Here is a 24959-nt window from a genome sequence, read left to right on the forward strand (position 1 = left end):
ATGTCCGCGGCCGCCCCCCGCGCGGGTGCGCGAACGCCCCTGCGCGCCCAATGGCGCCTGCTGGCCACCGAGCCGGGCGCACCGGCACCGCACGAAGGCGCCACCTGGCAGGCGATCGCCGGGCCGATGACCGTGGCCGCCGCGCTGCGCGAACGCGGCGACTGGTCGCTCGATGCGCCGGCGCGCGACTTCGATGCGCAGGACTGGTGGTACCACGCGCTCTTCGATGCACCGGCCTTCGCGCGGGGCACGCTGCTCGGGTTCGACGGGCTGGCGACGCTGGCCGACGCCTTCCTCAATGGCCGGCCGCTGCTCTCGTCCACCAACATGTTCCAGGCGCATCGCGTGCGGGTCGACGACGCGCTGCGCGAGAAGGACAACGAACTGCTGATCCGCTTCGGCTCGCTGCAGGCCGAACTCGCAAAAAAGCGCCGGCCGCGGCCGCGCTGGAGGACGCCGATGGTGGCGCACCAGCAGCTGCGCTGGCTGCGCACCACGCTGCTGGGCCGCACGCCGGGCTGGTCGCCGCCCGCGGCCGCGGTGGGGCCCTGGCGCGACGTCTGGTGCGCCGACGCTGCCGACGGCGCGCTCGACTGGCGCCTGCAGGCGACGGTGGACGCGGGCGTCGGCCGCGTGCAGTTCTCGCTCGATGCACCTGACGTCTGGTGGCGGCAGGTCGAATCCGCGCAGCTCGTGCTGGAGCACGGCGGGCGCAGCTGGCGACAACCGGTCAGTCCATCGGGCGACACGCGACTCGATATCCAGGGCCCCGCCCTGTGGTGGCCGCACACGCACGGGGAGCCTGCGCTGTACACGGCATCGCTGCAGCTGCAGTCGCGCGACGGCGGCCGGCGCGAGCTGCCGCTGGGCCGCGTGGGCTTTCGCCGCATCGAGCTGGACACCGCCGGTGACGGCTTCGCGGTCCGCGTGAACGGCGAGCGCATCTTCTGCCGCGGCGCCGGCTGGACGCCGCTGGACCCGGTGAGCCTGCGCTCCTCGCCCGAGGCCTGCCACGCCGCCGTGCGGCAGGCCCGCGACGCCGGCATGAACATGCTGCGCCTGGCCGGCACGATGGTCTATGAAGAAGACCATTTCTACGAAGCCTGCGACGAGCTCGGCGTGCTGGTGTGGCAGGACTTCATGTTCGCGAGCATGGACTTCCCGTTCGACGACGCGGACTTCGCCGCTTCGGCCGCCGAGGAAGCACGCCAGCAGGTCGCCCGGCTGTCGCCCCGTCCCTGCGTGGCCGTGCTGTGCGGCAACAGCGAAGTGGAGCAGCAGGCCGCGATGTGGGGCGCGCCGCCCGAGCAGTGGCGGCCCGCCTTCTTCCACGAAGCCTTGCCGGCCCTGTGCGCCGCGCAGGCGCCCGGCACGCCCTACTGGCCCTCCAGCGCGCATGGCGGTGCCTTCCCGCACGTGGCGAGCTCGGGCACGACCTCGTACTACGGCGTGGGCGCCTACGAGCGCCCCTTGGACGACGCCCGCCGCAGCGGCCTGAAGTTCGCGACCGAATGCCTGGCCTTCGCCAACGTGCCGGCCGCAGACGCGCTGGAGCGCCTGCCCGGCGGGCGCGACACGCGGGTCCACCACCCGCACTGGAAGGCACGGTCGCCGCGCGACCTGGGCGCCGGCTGGGACTTCGACGACGTGCGCGACCACTACGTGCAGCAGCTGTTCGGCGTGGATCCCGCGCGCCTGCGCCACGCCGACCACGACCGCTACCTCGCGCTCGGCCGGCTGGCCACGTCCGAAGTGATGCAGTCGGCCTTCGCCGAATGGCGCCGGCCGGGTTCGCCCTGCGGCGGCGCGCTGCTGCTGATGCTGCGCGACCTGTGGGCGGGCGCGGGCTGGGGCGTGCTGGACGAGCGGGGCGCGCCCAAGTCCGCCTGGCATGGCCTGCGCCGCGTGCTGCAGCCGCTGGCGGTGTTCCTCACCGACGAAGGTGGCAACGGCGCGATGGTGCACGCGGTCAACGAGTCGGCGCAGGCGCGGGACCTCACGCTCGAAGTGGTCGCCTGGCGCGACGGCGAAGTGCGTGTCGCCGAGGGCCGGCGCCCCTTGCGCCTCGCGCCGCGCGAAGGCGCAACGCTCTCCTGCATCGAAGTGCTCGGCAGCTTCCTGGACCTGAACCACGCCTACCGCTTCGGGCCGCCGACCTGCGAAGGCCTCGTCGCGCGGCTGCTGGATGCTTCCGGCGCCACGCTGGCGGAAAGCTTCCTGTTCCCGCTCGGCCTGGGCGAGCTGCTCGCACAGCGCGGTGGGGACCTCGGCCTCTCGGCGGATGTCGAGCGGCACGAAGGCACCGCGCTGCTCACCGTCCGCTCGCGCCGGCTGGCCCTGGATGTCCACTTCGACCTGCCCGGCTGGCAGGCGGACGACGAGCACTTCCACCTCGCCCCCGGCGCCTCGCGGCAGGTGCGCCTGCACCGCACGCGTCCGGGCGCGGACTTCGCCGGCCAGCTCCTCGCCAGCAACTCGTCCACGACCGTCCCCCTGGAGATGTCTCTCGAATGAACCTCGACCCCGCGCGTGGCGCGCCCCCGGCCGCGGCGCCGTTCACCTTCGACTCTGGCGGCGGCTGGTGCACCGCCTGGTTCCATCCGCCCGCGCGCCCGTGGCGCGACCTGGCCCTGGTGATGTGCCCACCGATCGGCTACGAGGCGATCAGCAGCTACCCGACCTACGTGCAGATGGCGCGCGCCTTCGCGCGGGCGGGCTTTCCCGTGCTGCGCTTCGACTACCCGGGCACCGGCGACGCCTCGGGCGACGACCTGCAGCCGGGGCGCGTCGCCGCCTGGCGGGCCAGCATCGAGGCGGCCGTGGCGCAGGCGCGCCGCTGCTCGGGCGCGCGCCACGTCGCGCTGTTGGGCCTGCGCCTGGGCGGCACGCTGGCGGTGGAGGCGGCGGCCCGCATCGGCGGCGTCGACAGCCTGCTGCTGTGGGCGCCCTGCCCCGGCGGCAAGGCCTTCGCCCGCGAGCTGCGCGCGACAGGCGTCGAAGACCAGGATGGCACGCTGCTCGCCTTCGGGCATGCGTACACGGCCGAGACGCTGCGGGACCTGGCCGGCCTGGACGCCACCCAACCTGCGCAGCGGCCGGCCGCGCGCGTGCTCGTCATCGGCCGCGACGACCTGCCCGCCGAAGGCCCGTTGCCGAAGGCCCTGCGTGCACTGGGCGCCGACACGCGCTTCGAGGGCTGGCCCGGCTATGCGGCGATGGTGGGCGAGCCGCGCCAGGGCGTGCTCGCGCCGCGCACGCTGGACGCGTTGACGGCCTGGCTGGCCGCCTCGCCCGCGGCGCGCCGGCGCACCGACCCGCTGCCCGCCGCGCCCCGGCCCGGCCCGGAGCGCCCGACCGGCGAAGTGCTGGAGAGCACGCTGCGGCTCGGCCCGCGAGGTTCGCTCTGCGCCGTGCTCTCGGAGCCCGTGCCCGGGATCGCCCTGCCCTCGCGGCGACAGGTGGGCGTGGTGCTGCTCAACGTGGGCGGCAACCACCGCGTCGGGCCGCACCGCTTCTACGTTCACGCCGCGCGCGCGATGGCCGCCGCCGGCCACCCGGTGCTGCGGCTCGACCTGGCCGGCATCGGCGACAGCGAGCCGCCACCCGGCCAGCCGGGCGCCACCCTGTACGAAAAGGCCTCGGCGCAGGACGTGCGCGTCGCCCTCGATGCGCTGGCCGCGCGCGGCTGCCGGGACTTCGTGCTCATGGGCATCTGCTCGGGCTCGTACGTGGCCTTCCAGACCGCGCTGGCCGAGCCGCGAGTGGGGGGCCTGGTGCTGATGAACTCGCGCCTGCTCGACTGGACACCCGGCAAGGCCGGCGACACCTGGCAGGACTCGATGCAGCAGTACGCCAAGTCGACCGACTTCTACCGCCGCGCCGCCTTCCGGCCCGAGGTGTGGCGCCGCCTGCTGCGCGGCCAGGTCGACCTGCGCCTGATCGCCGGCCGCTTCCTCGCCCTGGCCGGCGCGCGCCTGCGGCGCGCCCTGCGGCCCGGCGGCGATGTTCACGAGAGCCTGCGCGCCCGGATGCAGCGCCTGTGCCGCCGCGGCACCGACGTGCTGATGCTGGTGTCCGACAGCGACGACGGCCGCGACTACGTGGAGTTCCACTTCGGCCGCCACGGCCGGCGCCTGCGCGACCAGCCGGGCTTCCGCATGGCCTATGTGCCCGAGGCCGACCACACCTTCTCGCGCCCCGGCAACCAGCGCTTCGTGCTCGACGAACTGCTGCGGCACCTGGCGCAGCGGCCGCAGCGCAAGCCGGCGCCCGAACCCTGCGCCGACTCCTGTGGCGCCGGGGCCCTGACCCCAAGAGTGGGCGCCACCTCGACGCTATAATCCCGCGCTTCGGTCGCCGGAGTAGCTCAGTCGGTAGAGCAGCTCATTCGTAATGAGAAGGTCGGGGGTTCGATTCCTCTCTCCGGCACCACGGTCAAAAGGGCCCCCCAGCTGTCATGGTTGGGGGGCTTTTCCGTAGGTGGCGCGTAACGTTCGATGTGGAAGCAGATCACTCTCGTTCCGCCCTCTTCGTCGCCTTGCGCTTCTTGGGTGACTTTGCTCGGCTCTCTACCTGTGCAACGGCGCGGACTTCAGCCGGGACTCGCCTGACCCGCTTCGGCACGGCTGAACGCTTTTCTCCTGCCTTCGCCTTCTCGGGCGACGTGAAGCGAAGCTCTACACCTAGAGCTTGGGTAACTTTGAGAATGGTGTCGTACCTGGGGTGGGAACCGGGAGCGAGTGCCTTATAGAGGCTCTCCCGACCAAGCCCAGTCTTGCGAGCAAGCTCGCTCATTCCCTGCGCGCGAGCCACATCCCCGATGGCGTTCAGGAGCGCGGCGGGGTCGTCCAGCTCAAGGCAGGCGTTCAGGTACTCGGCGATGGTCGCCTGGTCGGTCAGGTACTCGGCAGCGTCGAACGGACGCACTTTGAGAGGCTTGTCGTTTGTCATGGCACGGATCCTTCACAACTTGCTGGCGAGTGACTTGGCCCGGCGAATATCCGCCTTCTGAGTTGACTTCGTTCCTGCACAGAGAAGCAGATACACCACCGTTCCAACCTTCTTGAGGTACACCCGATAGCCTGGCCCCAAGTCGATTCGCATCTCGCTGACGCCCTCCCCGACCGGCTCACAATTTCCAAAGTTCCCGGCCCTGGCGCGAGCCAGGCGGGCAAGGATGTGGGCCTTACCAGCGCGATCAGCCAAGGCGGAAAGCCAAGCTGAGAACTCGTCTGTTTCTTGGAGCGTATTCACTGAACGCCACGCTGCGGGGATGACTGTATCCACTCGGATACGATAACTCAATCATTCGGTAGCTCAACCATTCAATCGAGTGGGGATTTTCGGCCCGGCGCAGCCTTTTCGGTCGACCTTGCCGCGTTTACGTCAGCCAGCGTGTGGCGACGTTGGCTGCGTTCATGTCAAACCCCACCGCCACTGCTTCGTGTTCTCCGTGCGCCGGATCTCGCATGACCTGCAGGAACTCGATGGAGCCGGCGGGCACGCACAGCAGGCGCCAGATCTTCGGTTCAATCTCATCGAGAGAGACGAGGAGTTGGCAGATGTGGACAGGCTGAGCCCGGCACTAGGCCGTTGTCTTGCGGGCAACCATCGTGGCAGGCCCTCAACATCGTCGGGCAAACTCAACCGCCGATGCGCTCCGCCAAGAAATCCAGCCGGTCCTGCCCCCAGAACCGCTCCCCGTCGACGATGAACGTGGGCGAGCCGAACACCTGCGCCTCCACGGCGCGCCGGGTGTTGTCGAGGTACTCCCGCTCGACCTCGGGCTGCGCGGCCGCCCGGACCAGCGCGCCGCCATCGTGGCCGCAGCAGGCGGCCAGCCGCTCCAGGGTGGACCAGTCCGCGATGTCCTGGTCCTCCGCCCATATCGCGCGCAGCACCACATGGGAGAGCGCAAGGGCGTCGAGACCTTCGTTGCGGGCGGCGATCAGCAGCCGGCTCGACGGGCCGCGATCGACCGGATAGTGGCGCGGCTCCAGCGTGAGGGGCACGCCCAGCCGGCGCGACCAGCGCGCCAGCTCCAGCTGGCGGTAGGTGCGGCGCGCCTCGGAGCGCTGCGGGAACGGCGTGCCGCCCGTCGCGGCGAACACCGCGCCGAGGTCGACGGGCAGGACGTCCACCCGGGCGCCCACGCGGCGGACGAGTTCGCCGAAGCGGGCGCTCCCCAGCCACGTCCACGGGCTGGCCGTGCTGAACCAGTACTGGATCGCCGCCGGCACAGGCCTGCGCTCCGCCATCAGACCCGCACTTCGCTGGCACGCAGGGGCATGCCCAGCTCGCGCAGCGCCGCCTGCACCTTGGCCACCGGCACCCTGCGCACCGGCACGCCCTCCTCCACCGCGATGGCGGCGGCGACGCCTGCGGCCTGGCCGGTGGCCATGCAGGCGGGCATGTTGCGCGACCGCGCATGGGCCTCGTGGTCGGCGGAGATGCAGCGGCCGGCCACCAGGACCTGCTCGATCCCCTGCGGCAGCAGGCAGCGGTACGGGATCTCGTACGGGGGCATGCTCTGGAAGTCGACGTCGCCCCCCTTCGGGTCGTGGATGTCCAGCGCGGAGGCGTCGGCGGCGATGCTGTCGTCGAACCGCGTCTCGCCGCGGGAGTCGGGGCCGGTCAGCGTGTATTCGCCCAGGATGTGGCGCGTCTCGCGCACGCCCAGGATGGGCGACACCTGGCCCAGGCGGGCCTCCTCGAAGCCCGGCACGCGCTCCTTGAGGAAGCGGCACACGCCCTCGATCTGGCGGTAGCACTCCAGGATCGCGGCCGTGAACTCCCTGGGCGAGAACACGTCCACGCCCAGCACGCGGGTGGCGTTCACGTACATCTGGCCGTCGGCCGTCTTCAGCGTGATGTTGTCGCGCTGCAGCTTGACGCCGGTCTCTTCCTGGAAGCTGCGCAGCATGCCGTTGAAGCCGGTCAGCCACAGGCCGAAGGCCAGGCCGTCCTCGGTGGCGGGGATGGCGCGGGCCGGCACGTCGTCGCAGGTCTTGGCCCAGTCCGCCAGCTTCTTGAGGTCGACGTTCTTCATGATGAAGTACATCGACACCGGCTGCATCTTGGCTTCCGTGCCGCCCGAGCCCATCACGAACGGCGCGTTGGCCTTGGCCGCCATGTCGGCGTCGGCAGAGCAGTCGATCAGCACCTTGGTGCCCACGAACTGCCGCCCGCTCTTGCTCTCGATGATGACGCCGGTGACGGCCCCATCCTCCACGTACGGTGCGGAGACGAAGGTCTCGAACAGGATCTGCACGCCCGCCTCGACGCACAGGCGCGTCAGCAGCATCTTCATGATCTCGGGATCGGTCGGCGAGGCGATCCGCACGCCACCGGTCTTGGTGGTGGCCATGTAGTCGTCGCCCGCCCCGCCCGCCGACCGGGCCAGGTTCCAGATCTCCAGCGGGATCCCGCCGATCAGCGCGCCCGAGGGCTTGGTGTTGAGCCCCAGCGTCAGGATGCCCCCGAGCGAGCCGAAGCGCTCGATCAGCACCACCTTCTTGCCACGGCGCGCCGCGGCGATGGCCGCGACGGGGCCGGTCGTGCCCCCGCCGACCACGACGATGTCGGTCTCCATCAGCACCGGAATGTCGCGGGCCGGTTCCTGGATCCTGGTTCTGTTCACTGGGTGTCCTTCGATGTTCTCTGCGGTTTCGTGGGGATTCAGTCGACCTTCGCGCCCGAGGCCTTCACGGCCCTGGACCACTTGTCGATCTCGGTGCGGTTCCAGGCGGCGAACTGCTCGGGCGTGTTGCCGACGACGACCGCGCCGGAGGCGGCGAGCTTTTCCCTGACATCCGGCATGCGCAGCACGGCGGTCAGGTCGGTGTAGATCTTGTCGACGACAGGCTGCGGCGTGCCGGCCGGAACCAGGGCGCCGATCCAGGAGACGGCCTCGAAGCCCGGCAGGCCGGACTCGGCCATGGTCGGGACGTCCGGCAGCGACGTGGCGCGCTGCAGGCTGGTCACGGCGAGCGGCTTGAGCTTGCCGTTCTTGACGTGGTTGGTGACGGCCACGATGTTGTCCCACATCAGCGCCACCTGGCCGCCGAACATGTCGTTGTACGCGGCCGGCGTGCCCTTGTAGGGCACGTGCACGAGGTTGGTCCCGGTGGCCGCCTTGAACATCTCGCCCGCGAGGTGGTTGGAAGTTCCGACGCCACCGGAGCCGAAGTTCAACTCGCCCGGATGGGCCTTGGCGTGCGCGATCAGCTCATTGACGTTCTTCACCGGCACGGTGGGGTTCGCGACCAGCACCAGCGGCGTCGTGGCCACCAGCGTGATCGGGGTGAAGTCCTTCAGGTAGTCGTAGTTGAGCTTGGTGTACAGCGTGGTGCTGATCGCGTTGGCCACGGTGCCGAAGAAGATGGTGTAGCCGTCGGCGGGCGCGCGGGCCGCCAGCTCGCTGCCCAGGTTGCCCCCGGCGCCCGGGCGGTTCTCGATGACGACCGGCTGGCCCCATTTGTCCGAGAGCTTCTGGCCCACGGCACGGGCGATGACGTCGGTCGCGCTGGCGGCCGGGAAGCCGAACAGGATCTTGACCGGCTTGTTCGGCCACGCGCTGGTCTGGGTGCCGGCAGCGGGCGCCGTCGTCTGCGCGCCGAGCGACGGCGCGACCAGTGCGGCCGTTCCGGCGAGGACGGCGGTGAGCAGCCTTTTGAAGGTCATGGGTTGTCTCCTGGGGTCTCAGGTCGTTGAATCAGTCCTTCGATGCTACAGTGCTCTATAGCACTATGTCAATTGCTACGAAAGCCGTAAGATCGGGGGCAACGCCGACCTGAGATGAACGACGCACCCGCCCCGGCTTCCTCCGAGCTTCTGGAGAGGTACACCCGCCCGACCGTGGCGGGCATGTCCAAGTACGCGCAGCTGCGCGAGACGCTGTCGGCCGCGATCCGCGAGGGCCACTGGAAACCGGGGAGCCAGCTACCGCCGGAGCGCGAGCTCGCCCGGCTGACGCGCTTCAGCCTCGGCACCGTCCAGCGGGCCCTGCGCGAGCTGGCGGACGAAGGCATCCTGGTGCGCACCCATGGCAGCGGCACGTACGTGGCGGAGGGCCGCAACGCCATCGACGCTCCGCTGCACCTGCGCTTTCTCGGACGCGAAGGCGAGTCGACCTTCCTGCCGCTGTTCCCCAAGGTGCTGGCCCGCAAGCGGATCGACGAGCGCGGCCCCTGGTCCGAATGGCTGCGTCAGACCGGCGCGGACATCGTCCGCGTCAGCCGGCGAATCAGTGTCAACGGCGAGTTCAACGTCTTCAACCGCTTCTACTTCAACGCCGGCACGTTCCCGGACATCGCGTCGGCCCCGCTGTCCTCGCTGGACGGTGCCAACCTCAAGCAGCTGCTGGCCGGCGCGATCAACACGCCCGTCACGGATGTCCGCCAGCGCATCTGCTACGTGAAGTTTCCGGACGAAGCCAGCACCGGCGCCGCAGTCAAGCCCGGCACCCGCGGGATGCTGCTCGAGAGCGCGGCCATGGCCGGGCGGGCGCCGCTCTACTTCCTGGAGTCGTTCATCCCGCCCAACGACCGCCGCCTCGACGTCTCGTCACCCTGAGCATCCGCCCGCAGGCGGCGCGACGCCGCCTGCGGACGCTTCAATCCGCACGGATGTTGTTCGCCTTGACCACGTCGCCCCACATCTTGTGGTGGGTGTTGGTCAGCTGGGCGAGCTGCTCGGGCGTGCCACCGCCCGGCTCGTCGCCGCGGTCGGCGATGTTCTTGGTGACGGCCGGGTCCTTCAGCGCCGCGTTCATCGCGGCGTTGAGCTTGGCCACCACGTCGGCGGGCAGCTTGGGCGGGCCGTACAGGCCGATGAACGAGATGATGTTGAAGTCCTTGAGCCCCGCCTCGGCGGCGGTGGGGACGTCCGCCATGGCGGGCACGCGCTTGTCGCTGGTGACCAGCAGCGGCCGCAGCTGGCCCGACTTGAGGAAGGGCGCGACGACCGACGTGGCATCGAACATCGCGTCCAGGCGCCCGGCGATCAGGTCGGTCATGGCCGGGCTGCTGCCCTTGTAGGGCACGTGGTTCATCGGCGCATTGCCCAGCCGCTCGCGCAGCAGCTCCATCGTCACGTGCGGCAGCGCGCCCACGCCGCCGGTGCCGTAGTCGATGCCCTTGCCGCCCTTGCTCTTGGTCTTCACGTGCTCGACGAAGTCGGCATACGTCTTCACCGCCGAGGAGCCCGGCACCGCCAGGACGAGCCCGGACTGCAGCAGCACGCCGATGGGCGTCATCTGCCGCATGTCGACGATGCCGACGGACTTGTAGACGTGCGCGGCGATGGTCATGGAGCCGTTGCCGACGTACAGCTTGTAGCCGTCGGGCGGCGCCTTCATCACCTCGACCGCGCCGATGTTGCCGTTGACGCCGGGCTTGTTGTCGATCACCACCGGCTGGCCCAGCTGGCTCTGCAGGCCGGCCAGCAGCGCGCGGCCCGCGAAGTCGGTCTGCCCGCCGGGCGGGAAGCCGATGACCAGCGTGACCGGCTTGGTCGGCCATGCGGCCTGCGCCCACGCGAGCCGGGCCGCGAGCGTGGACACGCCGAGCGCGCCGGCGCCGACCAGGACGGAGCGGCGCGTGGCCGCGAAGGGGATCGACTTCATGGGGTCTCCTTGGAGTTCGTCAATGGACCGAAAGGGCAAACAGCCTGCCCGCCCCAGGACGACAGCCGGGCGCCTCGGCCATGGGGGCCTGGAATGTAGTGATCGGACGAAGCGAATTCAAACGCAGCAGCCGGGCTGGACCTTCCGGGGTTCAGCACTGATGGGGCGCCCAGTAGAAGGTGCTGATCGTCGGGTTGTAGCCCGGGTTGGCGAACTTTGCGATGTAGTTGCTGCCGTTGTACGAGACGATCGCACCGGCCGCGTACTGGCGCCCCTGCACCCAGGCCGGGAAGGTGCAACCCGTCGGCGGCGGCGAGGTCGACGTGCCCGACGTGCAGGCGTACGTCCCCCAGTAGTACGTGCTGATCGTCGGGTTGTAGCCGGGGTTGGCGAACTTCGCGATGTAGAAGCTGCCGTTGTAGGTGACGATGGCGCCGGCCGCGTACTGCTGACCCTGCACCCAGGCCGGGAAGCTGCAGCCCGTCGGCGCCGGTGCGGCGGGTGGCGACGCCACGGTGAACAGCGCGCTGCCCGAAGCCGCGCCCCCGGGGTTGAGCACGGTCACCTGGGCCGTGCCCGCCGCGCCGATGTCGGCCGCCGTGATCGCCGCGCGCAGCTGCGACGCGCCGACGAAGGTGGTCGAGCGCGCGGTGCCGTTCCAGCGGACGGTCGCGCCCGAGACGAAGTTGCTGCCGTTGACCGTCAGCGTGAACGCGGCACCGCCCGCGGTGGCGGTGGCGGGCGCCAGCGACGACACGGCGGGCGCCGGCGCGGGCGGCGGTGGCGTCGAAGTGGTCGAGCACTGGTACGGCGCCCAGTAGTAGGTGCTGATCGTCGGGTTGTACCCGGGGTTGGCGAACTTGGCGACGTAGTTGCTGCCGTTGTACGAGACGATGGCGCCGGCCGCGTACTGCCGGCCCTGCACCCAGGCCGGGAAGCTGCAGCCGGTGGTCGTGCCAGTGCTCGGCGGCGTGACGGATCCGGACGTGCCGCCGAGCTGCACGACGCTGCCCACCGAAGGCACGCCGTTGCCGTCGACCAGGAACACCATGTACATGCCCGGCGGCGCCTGGTTGGCGCTGCTGGGCAGCGTGATGTCGAGCGTGCCGGCGCCGGCGGCGAACGGCAGCACGTTGATGCGCTGGTCCATGTTGAAGGCATGGGTGACGGCCGACAGCCGGATCAGCGTGACCTTGCCGATGCCGGCCGCCTGCGCGCTCTGCACCGTGACCCGCTGGCCGTACCCGACCTGCGAGGGCACGCCGCTCAGGGCCGGGCGGGCGCCCTTGAACAGGTAGGGCGGCGAGAAGATCTCCACTTCAGGGACGTTGTCGCCGCCGGTGACCACCACGCGCCCGTCGGGCAGCAGCAGTGCCGCGGAGTGGTACAGGCGCGGCACCGAGCCGCTGGCCAGCGTCGTCCACCTTTCGGTGGCGGGGTTCCACAGCTCGGCCGGGAACACCGGCGTCGAGGCGTTGTTGTGGCCCGGGCCCGACGTGCCGCCCGTGACCAGCACGGTCCCGTCCGGCAGCAGGGTGCTGTTGAGGTGGCGGCGCGCGATGGACATCGAGGGCACCGTGCGCCACGAGGGCGTCGCCGCGTTCAGGTCGATCACCTCGGCCGAGGCCTGCGGCGGGTCGCCGCCGCCGGCCACCAGGATCTTGCCCTCGGCGTACATGACGGCCGTGCCGTAGTCGCGCCAGCCGTGGTTGCGGTTGGCCACGAACGACCAGCTGCCGGTGCCGCTGGTGTCGAGCGAGCGGGTGGTCGTGCTCGGACCGACGTCGACCACGCGGCCGTTGGGCGCCACGAACATCATCGGGTACATCGGCTGGCTCAGCTGCGCGCTGGTGAGGTTGCGCCAGCTGTTGGTGGCCGGCTGGTAGACCTGCGGCAGCGTGTTGGTGCTCTGCGAGGTGTCCATCGAGCCGGAGACCACCAGCGAGTCGCCGTTGGGCAGCGTCGTCACCGTGGGGTACCAGCGGCCCGCGTTCATGTCGGGCGCCGGTGTCCAGGTGTTGGTCCTCGGGTCGTAGACAGAGGCCTTGGCCAGGCCCACGAAGTCGGCGATGTGGCCGCCGGCCAGCAGCACGCGGCCGTCGGGAAGGTAGCCGTGGCCGGCGCAGAACAGGTCGTAGCCGGGGCTCGGCACGCCGATGATCGACTGGGTCACCGAATCCCAGAGAGTCTGCGTGCGGTTGCGTCCCACCAGCAGGACCCGGCCGTTGGGCAGGTAGACGTCGTGGACCGGCGCGAAGGGCAGGTTCTGCACCCTGCTCCACTGGCCGGTGACGCTGGCCTGCGCGACCACGGGGCCCGCGCCGACCAGGCAGGTGGTGGCGAGTCCGCCCATCAGCCCGGCCCGCAGGGCCTGCAGGGCTTTCATGGCCGCACCGGACGCAGGAGGAAGACCCGCACCGGGCCGTGGCTGTGCTGCGCGGGGCCGTGCCCGTGGGCGTCGTCGTCGCCCTGGGCGTGTCCGCCGGCCGCGCCCGCCGCCGGGTCGTGGCCGAGGGCCACGATGGCGCCGGCATTGTTGATGCCGGTCGCCTTGGTCAACACCATCCTGGCCGGCGGCACCAGGCTGTTGAGGTCCTGCATCCCGCCCGCGCGCGTCCACAGGAAGGCCCGGACACCGGCGCTGCCGGTCGCGGTGCCGACCACGGCGCCGGCGTCGTTGACGCCCAGTGCCTCGCTGAACTCGCCGCCCGGCAGCGCGCCCAGGGACGTCACCTCGCCGGTTGCCGCCCAGAGCGCCGCATGCCGGATCGTCCCGGCGGCATTGGCCGTGTAGCCGGCCGCCTCGCCGCGGCCATTGACGGCGCTGGCCTCGCCGTTGGCGTCCCCGGGGATCAGCTGCAGCGGCAGGGCTGGAAGCCCGCGCGGCCACAGCACGGGCAGCTTGCCCGCGGCGGCGACGGCGGCGCCGGCCACGTCGCCGCGGCTGGAGATGTCGTGGGCCCGGCTGCCCAGGGCGCCTGCGACGCTCGGCAGGGCGCCGGGCCGGCCGCTGGCGTCCCACAGGACCGCGCGCTCGCCACTCGCGCCGCTGGAAAACCCCACGGCCTCGCCCGGACCGTTGATGCCGAAGGCCACGCTGGCGTTGTCGCCCGACAGGGGCGGCAGTTCGCGGAGCCCGCCGGTGCGTGAGCCGGCGAACGCACGCACGGTGCTGCCGGCGTTGGCGCTGCCGACGAAGGCGCCGCTGTCGTTCATCCCGAAGACCGCCGGGTCGTCCAGGCCGGCCAGGCCTTCCACCTGCTGCGCGCTGAGTCCGCCGCCGTCGAAGACCAGGCCGCGTCGACCGCCGCCGTCCCGGGCGCCGTCCGGACGCCCCGAGCCGCCCGCGTGGCCCTGGCTGTTCGGCCCGCGGACCACCGGCACCTGGGCCTGCGTCAGCGAGCCGAGGTCGACCAGGGTGTAGAGGGGAGCGGCCGTTGCGGCCACGGCGCCCGCCGAGAGCAGCAGGCTGACCAGGAGCGTCCGGGCCCAGGGGCCCGGTGCGGGGGATGCAGGTCTGCGCATACCGACCTCCAACCGAAGCCGGAACCGTCCGGCCCTGAGGTCATTCTGGACTCCGGTGCCCGTCGTTGATGCCGGGGAGATGTAGCAACTGCATCGGGGTTCTTCTCCCCAAGTGGCCCTTCGTATGAAGAGACCCGGGCCTCGCGCGAGAAGGGCCTACCGTGAAGGTGCGCCGACGCTCACATCGTCAGTGCCAGGCCTTCGCCGTTCACCGCCGTCTTCAGGCGCTTCACGCGCGCGATCCGGCCCTTGGAGGCCTTCCGGGCCTGCCAGAGATCGTAGGCCGCCTGCTGCGCCAGCCACGCGGCGGCCGACCCGCCACGCTCCTCGCCCAGCCACTTCTCGAGCCGCAGCGCCATCTCCGGGGAGATGCCGGCGCGCCCGTTCAACACACGCGAGAACGTCACCCTGCTGACCCCCAGCTGGTCGGCCACCTCGCCCACCTGCAGGCCCAGGCTGGGGAGCACGTCTTCGCGCAGCGTTTCGCCCGGGTGCGGGGGATTGAACATCTCGGACATGGCAGCTCCTTCAGTGATAGTCCTCGTAGTCGACGAGCACGGCGTCCGCACCGTCGAACTCGAACGTCATCCGCCAGTTCCCGTTCACCGAGACGGAAAGGCGGCCTTTCTCCTTGCCCTGCAATCCATGAAGGTCCCATCCGGGCAGGTTCATGTCCTCGGGCCTGCCCGCAACGTCCATGCGGGCCAGTTGCCGCCTCAGCCGGGATTCGTGGGCGGCCTGGATGCCGGCCTTGCTTCCCGTCCTGAAGAACCTTTCCAGGCCCTTGTGCTGGAACGACTTGATCATTCTCGGTAGGCGACGCGTCGCGTGGTGATTGTATCGCGTAACGATACGCGCTGCATGGGGAGGTGCCATCCGCCGATCTGGGGAGGCCCCCCTGCGCTTGCCTCCGGCGCCCCCGCTGCTAAAGTCCGCCCTGTGCAAGCCCGTCGTCAGTCGTCGTACAAGGACCCCTCCATGAACCCGAGCGCCCTCAGGCGACCCCGCAGCCTGACGCACGACGTCGTGGAGGCCCTGAGCAGCCGCATCCGCGAGGGCTCGCTGGTGCCCGGGGAGAAGCTGCCCACGGAAGCCGCGATCATGGAGGAGTTCGGCGTCAGCCGCACGGTGGTCCGGGAGGCCAACTCGCGCCTGCAGGCGGCCGGCCTGGTGGAGACCCGGCACGGCGTCGGCACTTTCGTGGTGGGCATGGGCGAGACGGCGGCCTTCCGCGTGTCGCCCGACCAGCTGGGCACGCTGCGCGACGTGATCGCCGTGCTGGAGTTGCGCATCGGCGTGGAAACCGAAAGCGCGGCGCTGGCCGCGATGCGCCGCACGGCTGAGAACATGGCGGCGATGCGCCATGCCCTGCAGGCCTTCTCGTCCGCGGTCCAGGAAGGCCGCGACGCCGTCGGCCCCGACTTCCAGTTCCACCTCGAGATCGCCCGCGCCACCCAGAACCAGCGCTTCGTCGACCTGATGGCCACGCTGGGCGGGATGATGATCCCCCGCGCCCGACTGGAGCCGCCCGGGCCGCTGACGCCCGAGCGCGAGGCCTACCTTCGCCGGGTCAATGCCGAGCACGAGAGCATCGTCGAGGCCATCAGCCGGCAGGACCCGGAGGGCGCCCGCGCGGCCATGCGCACGCACCTCGCCAACAGCCGCGAAAGGCGCCGCATGGCGGACGCCAAATAGCCCCAAAATCGATTCGGGAATGACCCCAGTCCCACGGGACGTTGTACGATGTCATATCTCTTCACCCAAGCCAAAGAACCCGCCATGTCCCCGAACGAACTCAAGCAAGCCCTCTCCAGCGGCCTCCTGTCCTTCCCCCTGACCGACTTCGACGCTGAGCTGCGCTTCAACGCCGGCAGCTACGCCAACCGCCTGGAATGGCTGATGCCCTACGGCGCCACGGTGCTGTTCGCGGCCGGCGGTACGGGCGAGTTCTTCTCGCTGGAACCCCAGGAATACGCCCAGGTCATCAAGACCGCGGCCGACACCTGCCGTGGCCGCGTGCCCATCGTCGGCGGCGCCGGCGGCGGCACCACCCTGGCGATCAAGTACGCGCAGGAAGCCGAGCGCAACGGTGCCCAGGGCGTGCTGCTGCTGCCGCACTACCTGACCGAGGCGACCCAGGAAGGCCTGGTCCAGCACGTCGAGGCCATCTGCAAGAGCGTCAAGATCGGCGTCATCGTCTACAACCGCGGCGCCACCAAGCTGAACGCCGCGTCGCTGATGAAGCTGGCCGAGCGCTGCCCCAACCTGATCGGTTTCAAGGACGGCCTGGGCGACATCGAGCGCATCGTCTCCATCCGCCAGCACCTGGGCGACCGCTTCGTCTACATCGGCGGCATGCCCACGCACGAGGTCTATGCCAACGCCTACAAGGCGCTGGGCGTGCCCACCTACTCCTCGGCGATCTTCAACTTCATCCCGCGCACCGCGATGGAGTTCTACAACGCCTACTGGGCCGGCGACACCGTCACCACGGGCCGCCTCATCGACGAGTTCTTCCTTCCCTACCTGGCCATCCGCAGCAAGGGCGAGGGCTACGCGGTCTCGATCGTCAAGGCCGGCGCCACCATCGTCGGCCACTCGGCCGGCCCGGTGCGCCCGCCCCTGACGGACCTGAAGCCCCAGGAGGTGGAAGAACTGGCCGCGCTGATCCGCAAGCTCGGCCCGCAGTAAGACCCCACCAACCACAAAGGAGACCCTCGATGTTCAAGAAGACCCTGATGGGCCTGGCGCTCGCCGTGGCCGCCACCGCGAGCCTGGCCGCCTATCCCGAGAAGCCCGTCACGCTGGTCGTGCCGTTCCCGCCGGGCGGCTCCACCGACAACATCGCCCGCGTGCTGGCGCAGAAGATGCAGGAATCGATCGGCGGCACCTTCGTCGTCGACAACAAGGCCGGTGCCACCGGCACCATCGGCGCTGCTTTCGTCAAGCGCGCGCCGGCCGACGGCTACACGCTGTTCGTGTCCTCGCTCGGCCCGTTCGTGATCGCCCCGCACCTGATCAAGGGCGTGCAGTACGACGCGCTGAAGGACTTCGACCCGATCACGGTGGCCGTGCAGGCGCCCAACCTGCTGGTCGTGCCCGCCAACTCGCCCTACAAGAACGTGGCCGACCTGCTGGCCGGCCTGAAGAAGACGCCGGGCAAGGTGAGCTTCGCTTCGTCGGGCAACGGCTCGTCCGACCACCTGTCGGCCGAACTGCTGTGGCAGCAGTCCGGCACCAGTGGCCTGCACATCCCCTACAAGGGCGGCGGTCCCGCCATCAACGACCTGCTGGGCGGCCAGGTGGACGCGGCGTTCGTGAACATCAACAGCATCATCCAGCACGTCAAGAGCGGCAAGGTGCGCGCGCTGGCGATCTCCTCGGACAAGCGCTCGCCGCTGCTGGCGGACCTGGCCACGCTGCAGGAGCAGGGCGTCAAGGGCGCCGAAGTGCAGTCCTGGCAAGCCGTCGCCGCGCCCAAGGGCCTGCCGGCGGACGTCAAGTCCAAGCTGCACGGCGCCATCGTCGCCGCGCTGAACGACCCGGCCATCAAGGAGAAGCTGCTGGCCCAGGGCTTCGAGATCGTCGCCAACACGCCCGAGCAGTTCGCCCGCTTCCAGGCCACCGAGTTCGCCCGCTGGAAGCAGCTGATCGAAGCGCGCAAGATCACCGCCGACTAAAGAAGAGGACGCGAGCGATGGCGACGCCTTCCACCCCCCGCAGCATCCGCATGCACGCGGCGGACAACGTCGCCATCGTGGCCAACGATGGCGGCCTCGAGGCCGGTGCCGTCATGCCGGACGGCCCGACCTTGCGAGAGCGCGTGCCGCAGGGCCACAAGGTGGCGCTGGTCGACCTGCCGGAAGGCAGCGAGATCCGGCGCTACAACGTGGTGATCGGCCGCGCGCTGCGCGACATCCCGGCCGGCAGCTGGGTGCACGAGAAGCTGCTGGCCATGCCTCCGGCCGCCAGCCTGGCCAACCTGCCGTCACCCCGCCGCGCGCAAGCCCCTGCCCCGCTCGAGGGCTACAGCTTCCAGGGCTACCGCAACGCCGACGGCTCCGTCGGCACGCGCAACCTGCTGGCCATCACGCAGACCGTGCAGTGCGTGGCCGGCGTCTCCAACATCGCCGCGGAGCGCATCCGCACCGAACTGCTGCCGCGCTATCCCAACGTGGACGGCGTGGTCGCGCTGGAACACACCTACGGCTGCGGCGTCGCCATCGACGCGCCCGACGCCGTGATCCCGATCCGCACGCTGCGCAACATCACGCTGAACCCCAACTTCGGCGGCGAGGTGCTGCTGGTGAGCCTGGGCTGCGAGAAGCTGCAGCCCGACCGCCTGCTGCCCCCCGGCGTGATCCCCATCGTGGCCGACGCCGAACCCGAGCCGCTCGACATGGTGCGGCTGCAGGACGAGCGCCACGTCGGCTTCCAGTCGATGGTGGACGCGGTCATCCGCCAGGCCATCCCGCACCTGGAACGCCTGAACGCGCGCCAGCGCGTCACCGTGCCGGCCAGTGAATTGGTGGTGGGCGTGCAGTGCGGCGGCAGCGACGCCTTCTCCGGCGTCACGGCCAACCCGGCCGTGGGCTTTTGCACCGACCTGCTGGTGCGCGCCGGCGCCACCGTCATGTTCTCCGAGGTCACCGAGGTCCGCGACGCCGTCGACCAGCTGACCTCGCGCTCCGCCACCACGGAAGTGGCCGAGGCGATCAAGCGCGAGATGGCCTGGTACGACGCCTACCTGGACCGCGGCCGCGTCGACCGCAGCGCCAACACCACCCCCGGCAACAAGGCCGGCGGCCTGTCCAACATCGTCGAGAAGGCGATGGGCTCGATCATCAAGTCGGGCACCTCCACCATCTCCGGCGTGCTGCCCCCGGGCGAGAAGCTCAAGAAGGACCAGCGCGGCCTGATCTACGCGGCCACGCCGGCCAGCGACTTCATCTGCGGCACGCTGCAGCTGGCCGCCGGCATGAACCTGCACGTGTTCACCACCGGCCGCGGCACGCCCTACGGCCTGGCCGAGGTGCCCGTCATCAAGGTCGGCACCCGCACCGACCTGGCGCGTCGCTGGCACGACCTGATCGACGTGAACGCCGGCCGCATCGCCGATGGCGAAGCGACCGTGGAAGACATCGGCTGGGAGATGTTCCGCCTGATGCTCGAAGTCGCCAGCGGCCGCCAGCGCACCTGGGCCGAGCAGTGGAAGCTGCACAACTCCCTGGTGCTGTTCAACCCGGCCCCCGTCACCTGATTCCCCAGACCACCATGACCTCTCCCATCGTCAAGAGCATGCGCGTCGTCCCCGTGGCGGGACGCGACGACATGCTGATGAACCTCTCGGGCGCGCACGCCCCCTTCTTCACCCGCAACATCGTCATCGTCACCGACAACGCCGGCCACACGGGCCTGGGCGAGGTGCCGGGCGGCGAGAAGATCCGCCAGACCCTGGAGGACGCACGGCCCCTGGTCGAAGGCCAGAGCGTCGGCAACCTGCAGGCGATCCTGAACACGATGCGCACGAAGTTCGCCGACCGCGACGCCGGCGGCCGCGGCCTGCAGACCTTCGACCTGCGCACCACCATCCATGCGGTGACCGCCGTGGAAGCGGCGCTGCTCGACCTGCACGGCCAGCACCTGGGCCTGCCGGTGGCGGCCCTGCTCGGCGAAGGCCAGCAGCGCGACGCGGTGCAGATGCTGGGCTACCTGTTCTTCGTGGGCGACCGCAAGAAGACCGACCTGCCCTATGCCAGCGAACCGGACGCCAAGGACGACTGGTTCCGCCTGCGCCACGAGGAGGCGATGACCCCCGCGGCCATCGTGCGCCTGGCCGAGGCGGCGCAGAAGCGCTACGGCTTCCAGGACTTCAAGCTCAAGGGCGGCGTGCTGCGCGGCGACGAGGAAGTCGAAGCGGTGACGGCGCTGCACGAGCGCTTCCCCGAAGCCCGCGTGACGCTGGACCCCAACGGCGGCTGGCTGCTGAAGGACGCGATCCGCCTCGGCGAGAAGATGCGCGGCATCGTCGCGTATGCCGAGGACCCCTGCGGCGCCGAGGAAGGCTTCTCCGGCCGCGAGGTGATGGCCGAGTTCCGCCGCGCCACCGGCCTGCCCACCGCCACCAACATGGTGGCGACCGACTGGCGGCAGATGGCCCACGCGCTGTCGCTGCAGGCCGTGGACATCCCGCTGGCCGACCCGCACTTCTGGACCATGGCCGGCTCGGTGCGCGTGGCCCAGACCTGCCGCGACTGGGGCCTGACCTGGGGCTCGCACTCCAACAACCACTTCGACATCTCGCTGGCCATGTTCACCCACGTCGGCGCCGCGGCGCCCGGCAAGGTGACGGCCATCGACACCCACTGGATCTGGCAGGACGGCCAGCGCCTGACCAGGGAGCCGCTGCAGATCCGCGAGGGCTACGTGCAGGTGCCGAAGAAGCCGGGCCTGGGCATCGAGATCGACGAGGGCGAGCTGGCCAAGGCGAACGCGCTGTACCAGCAGCACGGCCTGGGCGCGCGCGACGACGCGATCGCGATGCAGTTCCTGGTGCCCGGCTGGAAGTTCGATCCGAAGCGGCCCTGCATGGTGCGCTGACGTTTTCACTCCCTCCCCCTCCGGGGGAGGGTCGGGGTGGGGGCGCTCCGGACGCCCGAGCGCCCCCATCCCAGCCTTCCCCCGGAGGGGGAAGGAGCAAGACAGGAAATCCAGATGTTCAAGAACCTCATCAACGGCGAATGGGTCGGCGCCAGCCGCACCAGCCGCAACATCAACCCCTCCGACACGCGCGACCTGGTCGGCGAGTACGCCCAGGCCGATGCCGAGCAGGCGCGCCAGGCCATCGCCGCGGCCGCCAGGGCGCAGCCCGCGTGGGGCCTGTCCACGCCGCAGCAGCGCTTCGACATCCTGGACGCCGCCGGCGCCGAGATCCTGGCGCGCAAGGCGGAACTCGGCGACCTGCTGGCCCGCGAGGAAGGCAAGACCCTGCCCGAGGCGGTCGGAGAAGTCGTGCGCGCCGGGAACATCTTCAAGTTCTTCGCCGGCGAAGCGCTGCGCGCCAGCGGCGACGTCCTGGCCTCGGTGCGGCCCGGCGTCGGTGTCGAGGTCACGCGCGAGCCGGTGGGCGTGGTCGGCCTGATCACCCCCTGGAACTTCCCGATCGCCATCCCCGCCTGGAAGATCGCGCCCGCGCTGGCCTTCGGCAACGCCGTCGTGCTCAAGCCGGCCGACCTGGTGCCCGGCTCGGCCTGGGCGATCGCCGACATCCTGCACCGCGCGGGCCTGCCGGCCGGCGTGTTCAACCTGGTGATGGGCCGCGGCTCGGAAGTCGGGCAGGTGCTGCTGGACGATGCGCTCGTGGACGCGATCAGCTTCACCGGCTCGGTGGCCACCGGCCAGCGCATCGCGGCCGCCTGCGTCAAGCGCATGGCCAAGTTCCAGCTCGAGATGGGCGGCAAGAACCCGATGGTGGTGCTGGACGACGCCGACCTGGGCGTGGCCGTCAACGCCGCCGTCAACAGCGGGTTCTTCTCGACCGGGCAGCGCTGCACGGCGTCGTCGCGCGTGATCGTCACCGAAGGCATCCACGACCGCTTCGTCGCCGCCATGGCCGAGCGCATGAAGGCGCTGAAGGTGGACGACGCGCGCAAGGCCGGCACCGACATCGGCCCGGTGGTCGACGACAAGCAGCTGGCGCAGGACCTGGAGTACATCGGCATCGGCAAGTCCGAAGGTGCGCGCCTCGTGGCCGGCGGCGAAGCGGTGGAGCGCAACGCGGACGGCGCGCCCGGCCACTACCTGCGCCCCGCCCTCTTCGCCGACACCACCAAGGACATGCGCATCAACCGCGAGGAGATCTTCGGCCCGGTGGTCAGCGTGCTGCGCGCCCGTGACTATGAAGAGGCGCTGGCGCTCGCCAATGACACGCCGTTCGGCCTGGCCGCCGGCATCGCGACCACCTCGCTCAAGCACGCCACGCATTTCAAGCGGCATTCGCAGGCGGGCATGGTGATGGTGAACCTGCCCACCGCCGGCGTGGACTACCACGTGCCGTTCGGCGGCCGCAAGGGGTCCAGCTTCGGTCCGCGCGAGCAGGGCCGCTACGCCGCGGAGTTCTACACCACCGTCAAGACGGCCTACACCCAGGCCTGATCGCGCCACAGCGCACAAGGAGTTGCCATGAAGATCGGATTCATCGGGCTGGGCATCATGGGCGCGCCCATGGCCCGCCACCTGGCCGACGCCGGCCACGAGCTGTTCGTCCACACGCGCAGCAAGCTGCCGGCCGTCATCGCCGAGACGAAGGCGGTGGGCTGCGCCAGCGCCGCCGAGGTCACGCGCCAGGCCGAGGTGGTCTTCACCATGGTGCCGGACACGCCGGACGTGGAAGCCGTGCTGTTCGGCTCGGACGGCATCGCATCGGCGCTGCAGGCCGGCGCGAGCGGCCCGCGCAAGGTGGTGGTGGACATGAGCTCGATCTCGCCCACGGCCACCAAGGCCTTCGCGCAGAAGATCAATGCCCTGGGCGCCGACTACGTCGACGCGCCGGTCTCGGGCGGCGAGGTCGGCGCCAAGGCGGGGTCGCTCACCATCATGTGCGGGGGCGACCCGGCCGTGTTCGAGCGGGTGCGGCCGCTGCTCGAGAAGATGGGCAAGAACATCACCCTGGTGGGCGGCAACGGCGACGGCCAGACCACCAAGGTGGCCAACCAGATCATCGTGGCGCTGAACATCGCCGCGGTCGGCGAGGCGCTGCTGTTCGCCAGCAAGGCCGGCGCCGATCCGGCCAAGGTGCGCGAAGCGCTGATGGGCGGCTTCGCGGCGAGCCGCGTGCTGGAAGTGCACGGCGACCGCATGGTCAAGCGCACCTTCGCACCGGGCTTTCGCATCGCGCTGCACCAGAAGGACCTGGGCCTGGCGCTGCAGGGCGCGCGCGAGCTGGGCATGTCGCTCCCGCAGACGGCCAGCGCGGCCCAGCTGATGCAGGCCTGCGCCGCCAACGGCATGGGCGGGCTGGACCACTCGGCGCTGGTGCGGGCGCTGGAGATCATGGCGGCCCACCAGGTCGCAGAGGGCTGAGCGGCGCGCGGTCCTCGGGATCGGCCACGCGGCGCGGCGGCGATACTCGGCGTCCCGCCGCCTGCCGAACACGCCCATGAAGCCCGCCATCGACGCCCTGAAGAAGACCTTCCGCGAAGGGCGCCACGCCGAAGCCATCGCGCAGTGCGAGGCCCTGTCCGCCCAGGAGCCCGGCAACCTGGACCTCAAGCGGCTGTGCGCCACCATGAACGCGGTGGCGGGCCGCTACGCGCGCTCGCTGGAGCTGCTGCATGAAGTCCGCAACCCCGACAAGGAAGACCCGGACATCCTGTTCAACATCGCCCTGTGCGAGCGGCAGCTGGACAACTTCCAGGGCGCGGAGAAATTCTTCGCGATCTTCACCGACAAGTTCCCGCAGGATGCGGGCGGCTGGGCCCGCCGCGCCGAGTGCAGGTTCCGGCTGAACGACTTCGAGGAGGCACTGCGCCTGGCGGACCGTGCGATCGGGCTCGACGCATCGTCTCTCGAAGCCTGGACCGTCCGGGGAAACTGCCAGCATTCGCTCGGTCGATTCGAGGAGGCGCAGGCCAGCCTGACGCGGGCGGTTCAACTGGCGCCGAACCTCGCCCCCCTGCGCGTCGCGCGCGCCGACGCCTTCCAGGCCGCCGGCAGGCTGCAGGAGGCGGCGGCCGACTACCAGGCCGCCTTGTCGCTGGCCCCCGCGGATGCGCAGACCCTGAAGAAGGCGACCCTCTGCCTGCTGGAGCAGGGGCTGGGCGAGCAGGCGCTCGACCTGTGCCGCGACATCCTGAAGGTGCAGCCCGACAACCTGACGGCGCGCCTGGGCGCGGAGTGGGTGCTCAGCCAGCTGGTCCCGCTCTGGCACATCCCGATGATGAACGAGCAGGAGCGCAACCAGGCCTACCACGACGGCCTCAAGGCCGTGGTCGCGCCGGACAAGCTTGTCTTCGAGATCGGGACGGGGTCCGGACTGGTCTCGATGATGGCGGCGAAGCTGGGCGCGCGGCAGGTCGTGACCTGCGAGGCCGTCGGCCTGGTCGCCCGCACCGCCAGGAAGGTCATCGAGCGCAACGGCTTGAAGGACCGCATCACCGTGCTGGCCAAGCCCTCGCAGGCGGTCCGGATCGGGGAGGACCTGCCCGCGCAGGCCGACATCCTGGTGCACGAGATCTTCTCCAGCGAGCTGCTGGGCGAACACGTGCTGCCCGCGATCGAGGACGCCCGGCAGCGCCTGCTGCGGCCCGGTGGCATCGTCCTGCCGGCGGCGGCCAGCATCATGGTGGCGCTCGTGGGCGGCGACGACCTCGCCCGCACCATCCACGCCGGGGAAAGCTTCGGCTTCGACCTGCGCGACTTCAACGCCATCAACGCGAAGAAGCGGCCGCTGTACCGAGAGGACCTGTCGCCGGTGTTGATGAGCGAACCGGTCGAGGCCTTCCGGTTCGACTTCCAGCGGGATTCGGCCTTTCCCGCGGAAAGCAGGCGGCTGGAGATGGCCGCGACGCGGGCCGGCCGCTGCTACGGCCTCATCCAGTGGATCCGCATCGACATGGCCGAGGGGGTGCGCTTCGAGAACCACCCTTCGCAGCGCCGCGCCCTGGCGAACTGGCAGCACGCCACCTTCGGTTTCGACGAGCCGATCGAGCTGGTGGCAGGCCGGCGGGTGGCCATCGCCGCCACCCACGACCGCTCGCGGCCCTGGTTCGCCCTGGCGACCGGCTCCTGAAGCAGGCTGGGCCCCTTACGC

Annotated in this window: 21 protein-coding genes and 1 tRNA gene; 12 read left to right on the forward strand and 10 right to left on the reverse strand. The window is 70.6% G+C overall.

All coding sequences use genetic code 11. From position 1 onward, the window contains the following. The 3 genes from ASG30_RS22390 (at position 1) to ASG30_RS03995 (ending at position 4431) form a co-directional block, all read left to right on the forward strand. Complete coding sequence (locus ASG30_RS22390; protein ID WP_055892960.1) at positions 1–2514, forward strand: glycosyl hydrolase 2 galactose-binding domain-containing protein; 2514 nt, start codon at positions 1–3, stop codon at positions 2512–2514. Continuing rightward, positions 2511–4340, forward strand: a complete 1830-nt coding sequence (locus ASG30_RS22395; RefSeq protein WP_055892963.1) for an alpha/beta fold hydrolase — start codon at positions 2511–2513, stop codon at positions 4338–4340. The genes ASG30_RS22390 and ASG30_RS22395 overlap by 4 nt, the downstream gene beginning before the upstream one ends. 15 nt (positions 4341–4355) lie before the next feature. After that, a tRNA-Thr gene (locus tag ASG30_RS03995) sits at positions 4356–4431 on the forward strand. Positions 4432–4509: 78 nt separating this feature from the next. Here the strand turns inward: ASG30_RS03995 and ASG30_RS23145 are convergent. From ASG30_RS23145 to ASG30_RS04010, 5 genes are all read right to left on the reverse strand, one after another. Then, positions 4510–4950 (reverse strand): addiction module antidote protein, encoded by a 441-nt coding sequence (locus ASG30_RS23145; RefSeq protein WP_082521877.1) that lies wholly within the window; start codon positions 4948–4950, stop codon positions 4510–4512. A gap of 12 nt (positions 4951–4962) precedes the next feature. Then, positions 4963–5286 carry a type II toxin-antitoxin system RelE/ParE family toxin gene (locus tag ASG30_RS22030; RefSeq protein WP_327212915.1) on the reverse strand — a complete coding sequence of 108 codons (324 nt, stop codon included), beginning with the start codon at positions 5284–5286 and terminating at the stop codon, positions 4963–4965. Between the two features lie 356 nt (positions 5287–5642). Beyond that, a complete protein-coding gene (locus ASG30_RS04000; RefSeq protein ID WP_055892966.1) occupies positions 5643–6257 on the reverse strand; it encodes a 2-hydroxychromene-2-carboxylate isomerase in 615 nt (204 codons plus the stop codon). Beyond that, entirely contained in the window at positions 6257–7639 is a 1383-nt protein-coding gene (locus ASG30_RS04005; RefSeq protein ID WP_327212916.1) for an FAD-dependent oxidoreductase, read from the reverse strand. The genes ASG30_RS04000 and ASG30_RS04005 overlap by 1 nt, the downstream gene beginning before the upstream one ends. A gap of 38 nt (positions 7640–7677) precedes the next feature. Further along, positions 7678–8682 carry a tripartite tricarboxylate transporter substrate binding protein gene (locus ASG30_RS04010; protein WP_082521879.1) on the reverse strand — a complete coding sequence of 335 codons (1005 nt, stop codon included), beginning with the start codon at positions 8680–8682 and terminating at the stop codon, positions 7678–7680. Between the two features lie 114 nt (positions 8683–8796). On the opposite strand from ASG30_RS04010, the gene ASG30_RS04015 reads away from it, so the two are divergent. Continuing rightward, positions 8797–9573: a GntR family transcriptional regulator gene (locus ASG30_RS04015; RefSeq protein ID WP_082521880.1), complete on the forward strand. Its 777-nt coding sequence runs from the start codon at positions 8797–8799 to the stop codon at positions 9571–9573. Positions 9574–9613: 40 nt separating this feature from the next. On the opposite strand, the gene ASG30_RS04020 is transcribed toward ASG30_RS04015, so the two are convergent. The 5 genes from ASG30_RS04020 to ASG30_RS04040 all read right to left on the reverse strand — a co-directional run bounded on the left by ASG30_RS04020 (position 9614) and on the right by ASG30_RS04040 (position 14956). Further along, positions 9614–10624: a Bug family tripartite tricarboxylate transporter substrate binding protein gene (locus ASG30_RS04020; RefSeq protein ID WP_055892971.1), complete on the reverse strand. Its 1011-nt coding sequence runs from the start codon at positions 10622–10624 to the stop codon at positions 9614–9616. A 151-nt stretch (positions 10625–10775) separates the two neighbouring features. Continuing rightward, positions 10776–13010: a galactose oxidase-like domain-containing protein gene (locus tag ASG30_RS04025; protein ID WP_082521881.1), complete on the reverse strand. Its 2235-nt coding sequence runs from the start codon at positions 13008–13010 to the stop codon at positions 10776–10778. Next, entirely contained in the window at positions 13007–14149 is a 1143-nt protein-coding gene (locus ASG30_RS04030) for a hypothetical protein (RefSeq protein WP_055892976.1), read from the reverse strand. The genes ASG30_RS04025 and ASG30_RS04030 overlap by 4 nt, the downstream gene beginning before the upstream one ends. Positions 14150–14328: 179 nt before the next feature. Further along, positions 14329–14667, reverse strand: a complete 339-nt coding sequence (locus ASG30_RS04035) for a HigA family addiction module antitoxin (RefSeq protein WP_055892979.1) — start codon at positions 14665–14667, stop codon at positions 14329–14331. 10 nt (positions 14668–14677) lie between these two features. After that, positions 14678–14956: a type II toxin-antitoxin system RelE/ParE family toxin gene (locus ASG30_RS04040; protein WP_055892982.1), complete on the reverse strand. Its 279-nt coding sequence runs from the start codon at positions 14954–14956 to the stop codon at positions 14678–14680. A gap of 171 nt (positions 14957–15127) precedes the next feature. On the opposite strand from ASG30_RS04040, the gene ASG30_RS04045 reads away from it, so the two are divergent. The 8 genes from ASG30_RS04045 (at position 15128) to ASG30_RS04080 (ending at position 24938) form a co-directional block, all read left to right on the forward strand. Further along, entirely contained in the window at positions 15128–15844 is a 717-nt protein-coding gene (locus ASG30_RS04045; RefSeq protein WP_055892985.1) for a FadR/GntR family transcriptional regulator, read from the forward strand. 84 nt (positions 15845–15928) lie between these two features. Beyond that, positions 15929–16840, forward strand: a complete 912-nt coding sequence (kdgD, locus tag ASG30_RS04050; protein WP_055892987.1) for a 5-dehydro-4-deoxyglucarate dehydratase — start codon at positions 15929–15931, stop codon at positions 16838–16840. 29 nt (positions 16841–16869) lie between these two features. Further along, a complete protein-coding gene (locus ASG30_RS04055; RefSeq protein ID WP_055892991.1) occupies positions 16870–17829 on the forward strand; it encodes a Bug family tripartite tricarboxylate transporter substrate binding protein in 960 nt (319 codons plus the stop codon). Between the two features lie 17 nt (positions 17830–17846). Continuing rightward, the gene (garD, locus tag ASG30_RS04060; protein WP_055892993.1) at positions 17847–19409 is read left to right on the forward strand and encodes a galactarate dehydratase; all 1563 of its coding nucleotides are present in this window, start codon (positions 17847–17849) and stop codon (positions 19407–19409) included. A gap of 14 nt (positions 19410–19423) precedes the next feature. Beyond that, complete coding sequence (gene gudD / locus ASG30_RS04065) at positions 19424–20749, forward strand: glucarate dehydratase (RefSeq protein WP_055892996.1); 1326 nt, start codon at positions 19424–19426, stop codon at positions 20747–20749. Between the two features lie 114 nt (positions 20750–20863). Beyond that, positions 20864–22303, forward strand: coding sequence for an aldehyde dehydrogenase family protein (locus ASG30_RS04070; protein WP_055892999.1), 1440 nt, complete (start codon positions 20864–20866; stop codon positions 22301–22303). A gap of 27 nt (positions 22304–22330) precedes the next feature. Beyond that, positions 22331–23230, forward strand: a complete 900-nt coding sequence (locus ASG30_RS04075) for a 2-hydroxy-3-oxopropionate reductase (RefSeq protein WP_055893003.1) — start codon at positions 22331–22333, stop codon at positions 23228–23230. Positions 23231–23306: 76 nt separating this feature from the next. Further along, positions 23307–24938, forward strand: a complete 1632-nt coding sequence (locus ASG30_RS04080; RefSeq protein ID WP_055893005.1) for a tetratricopeptide repeat protein — start codon at positions 23307–23309, stop codon at positions 24936–24938. Positions 24939–24959: the final 21 nt, after the last annotated feature.

It is taken from the genome of Ramlibacter sp. Leaf400 (assembly GCF_001424545.1).
In the GTDB taxonomy this organism is placed as follows: domain Bacteria; phylum Pseudomonadota; class Gammaproteobacteria; order Burkholderiales; family Burkholderiaceae_C; genus Ramlibacter.

What these genes read in the sequence shown, in the direction of transcription:
- ASG30_RS22390 (WP_055892960.1), top strand. Translation starts at nt 1, where the DNA reads ATGTCCGCGGCCGCCCCCCGCGCGGGTGCGCGAACGCCCCTGCGCGCC.
- ASG30_RS22395 (WP_055892963.1), top strand. Translation starts at nt 2,511, where the DNA reads ATGAACCTCGACCCCGCGCGTGGCGCGCCCCCGGCCGCGGCGCCGTTC.
- ASG30_RS23145 (WP_082521877.1), bottom strand. Translation starts at nt 4,950, where the DNA reads ATGACAAACGACAAGCCTCTCAAAGTGCGTCCGTTCGACGCTGCCGAG.
- ASG30_RS04000 (WP_055892966.1), bottom strand. Translation starts at nt 6,257, where the DNA reads ATGGCGGAGCGCAGGCCTGTGCCGGCGGCGATCCAGTACTGGTTCAGC.
- ASG30_RS04010 (WP_082521879.1), bottom strand. Translation starts at nt 8,682, where the DNA reads ATGACCTTCAAAAGGCTGCTCACCGCCGTCCTCGCCGGAACGGCCGCA.
- ASG30_RS04015 (WP_082521880.1), top strand. Translation starts at nt 8,797, where the DNA reads ATGAACGACGCACCCGCCCCGGCTTCCTCCGAGCTTCTGGAGAGGTAC.
- ASG30_RS04020 (WP_055892971.1), bottom strand. Translation starts at nt 10,624, where the DNA reads ATGAAGTCGATCCCCTTCGCGGCCACGCGCCGCTCCGTCCTGGTCGGC.
- ASG30_RS04025 (WP_082521881.1), bottom strand. Translation starts at nt 13,010, where the DNA reads ATGAAAGCCCTGCAGGCCCTGCGGGCCGGGCTGATGGGCGGACTCGCC.
- ASG30_RS04030 (WP_055892976.1), bottom strand. Translation starts at nt 14,149, where the DNA reads ATGCGCAGACCTGCATCCCCCGCACCGGGCCCCTGGGCCCGGACGCTC.
- ASG30_RS04035 (WP_055892979.1), bottom strand. Translation starts at nt 14,667, where the DNA reads ATGTCCGAGATGTTCAATCCCCCGCACCCGGGCGAAACGCTGCGCGAA.
- ASG30_RS04040 (WP_055892982.1), bottom strand. Translation starts at nt 14,956, where the DNA reads ATGATCAAGTCGTTCCAGCACAAGGGCCTGGAAAGGTTCTTCAGGACG.
- ASG30_RS04045 (WP_055892985.1), top strand. Translation starts at nt 15,128, where the DNA reads ATGAACCCGAGCGCCCTCAGGCGACCCCGCAGCCTGACGCACGACGTC.
- kdgD (WP_055892987.1), top strand. Translation starts at nt 15,929, where the DNA reads ATGTCCCCGAACGAACTCAAGCAAGCCCTCTCCAGCGGCCTCCTGTCC.
- ASG30_RS04055 (WP_055892991.1), top strand. Translation starts at nt 16,870, where the DNA reads ATGTTCAAGAAGACCCTGATGGGCCTGGCGCTCGCCGTGGCCGCCACC.
- garD (WP_055892993.1), top strand. Translation starts at nt 17,847, where the DNA reads ATGGCGACGCCTTCCACCCCCCGCAGCATCCGCATGCACGCGGCGGAC.
- gudD (WP_055892996.1), top strand. Translation starts at nt 19,424, where the DNA reads ATGACCTCTCCCATCGTCAAGAGCATGCGCGTCGTCCCCGTGGCGGGA.
- ASG30_RS04070 (WP_055892999.1), top strand. Translation starts at nt 20,864, where the DNA reads ATGTTCAAGAACCTCATCAACGGCGAATGGGTCGGCGCCAGCCGCACC.
- ASG30_RS04075 (WP_055893003.1), top strand. Translation starts at nt 22,331, where the DNA reads ATGAAGATCGGATTCATCGGGCTGGGCATCATGGGCGCGCCCATGGCC.
- ASG30_RS04080 (WP_055893005.1), top strand. Translation starts at nt 23,307, where the DNA reads ATGAAGCCCGCCATCGACGCCCTGAAGAAGACCTTCCGCGAAGGGCGC.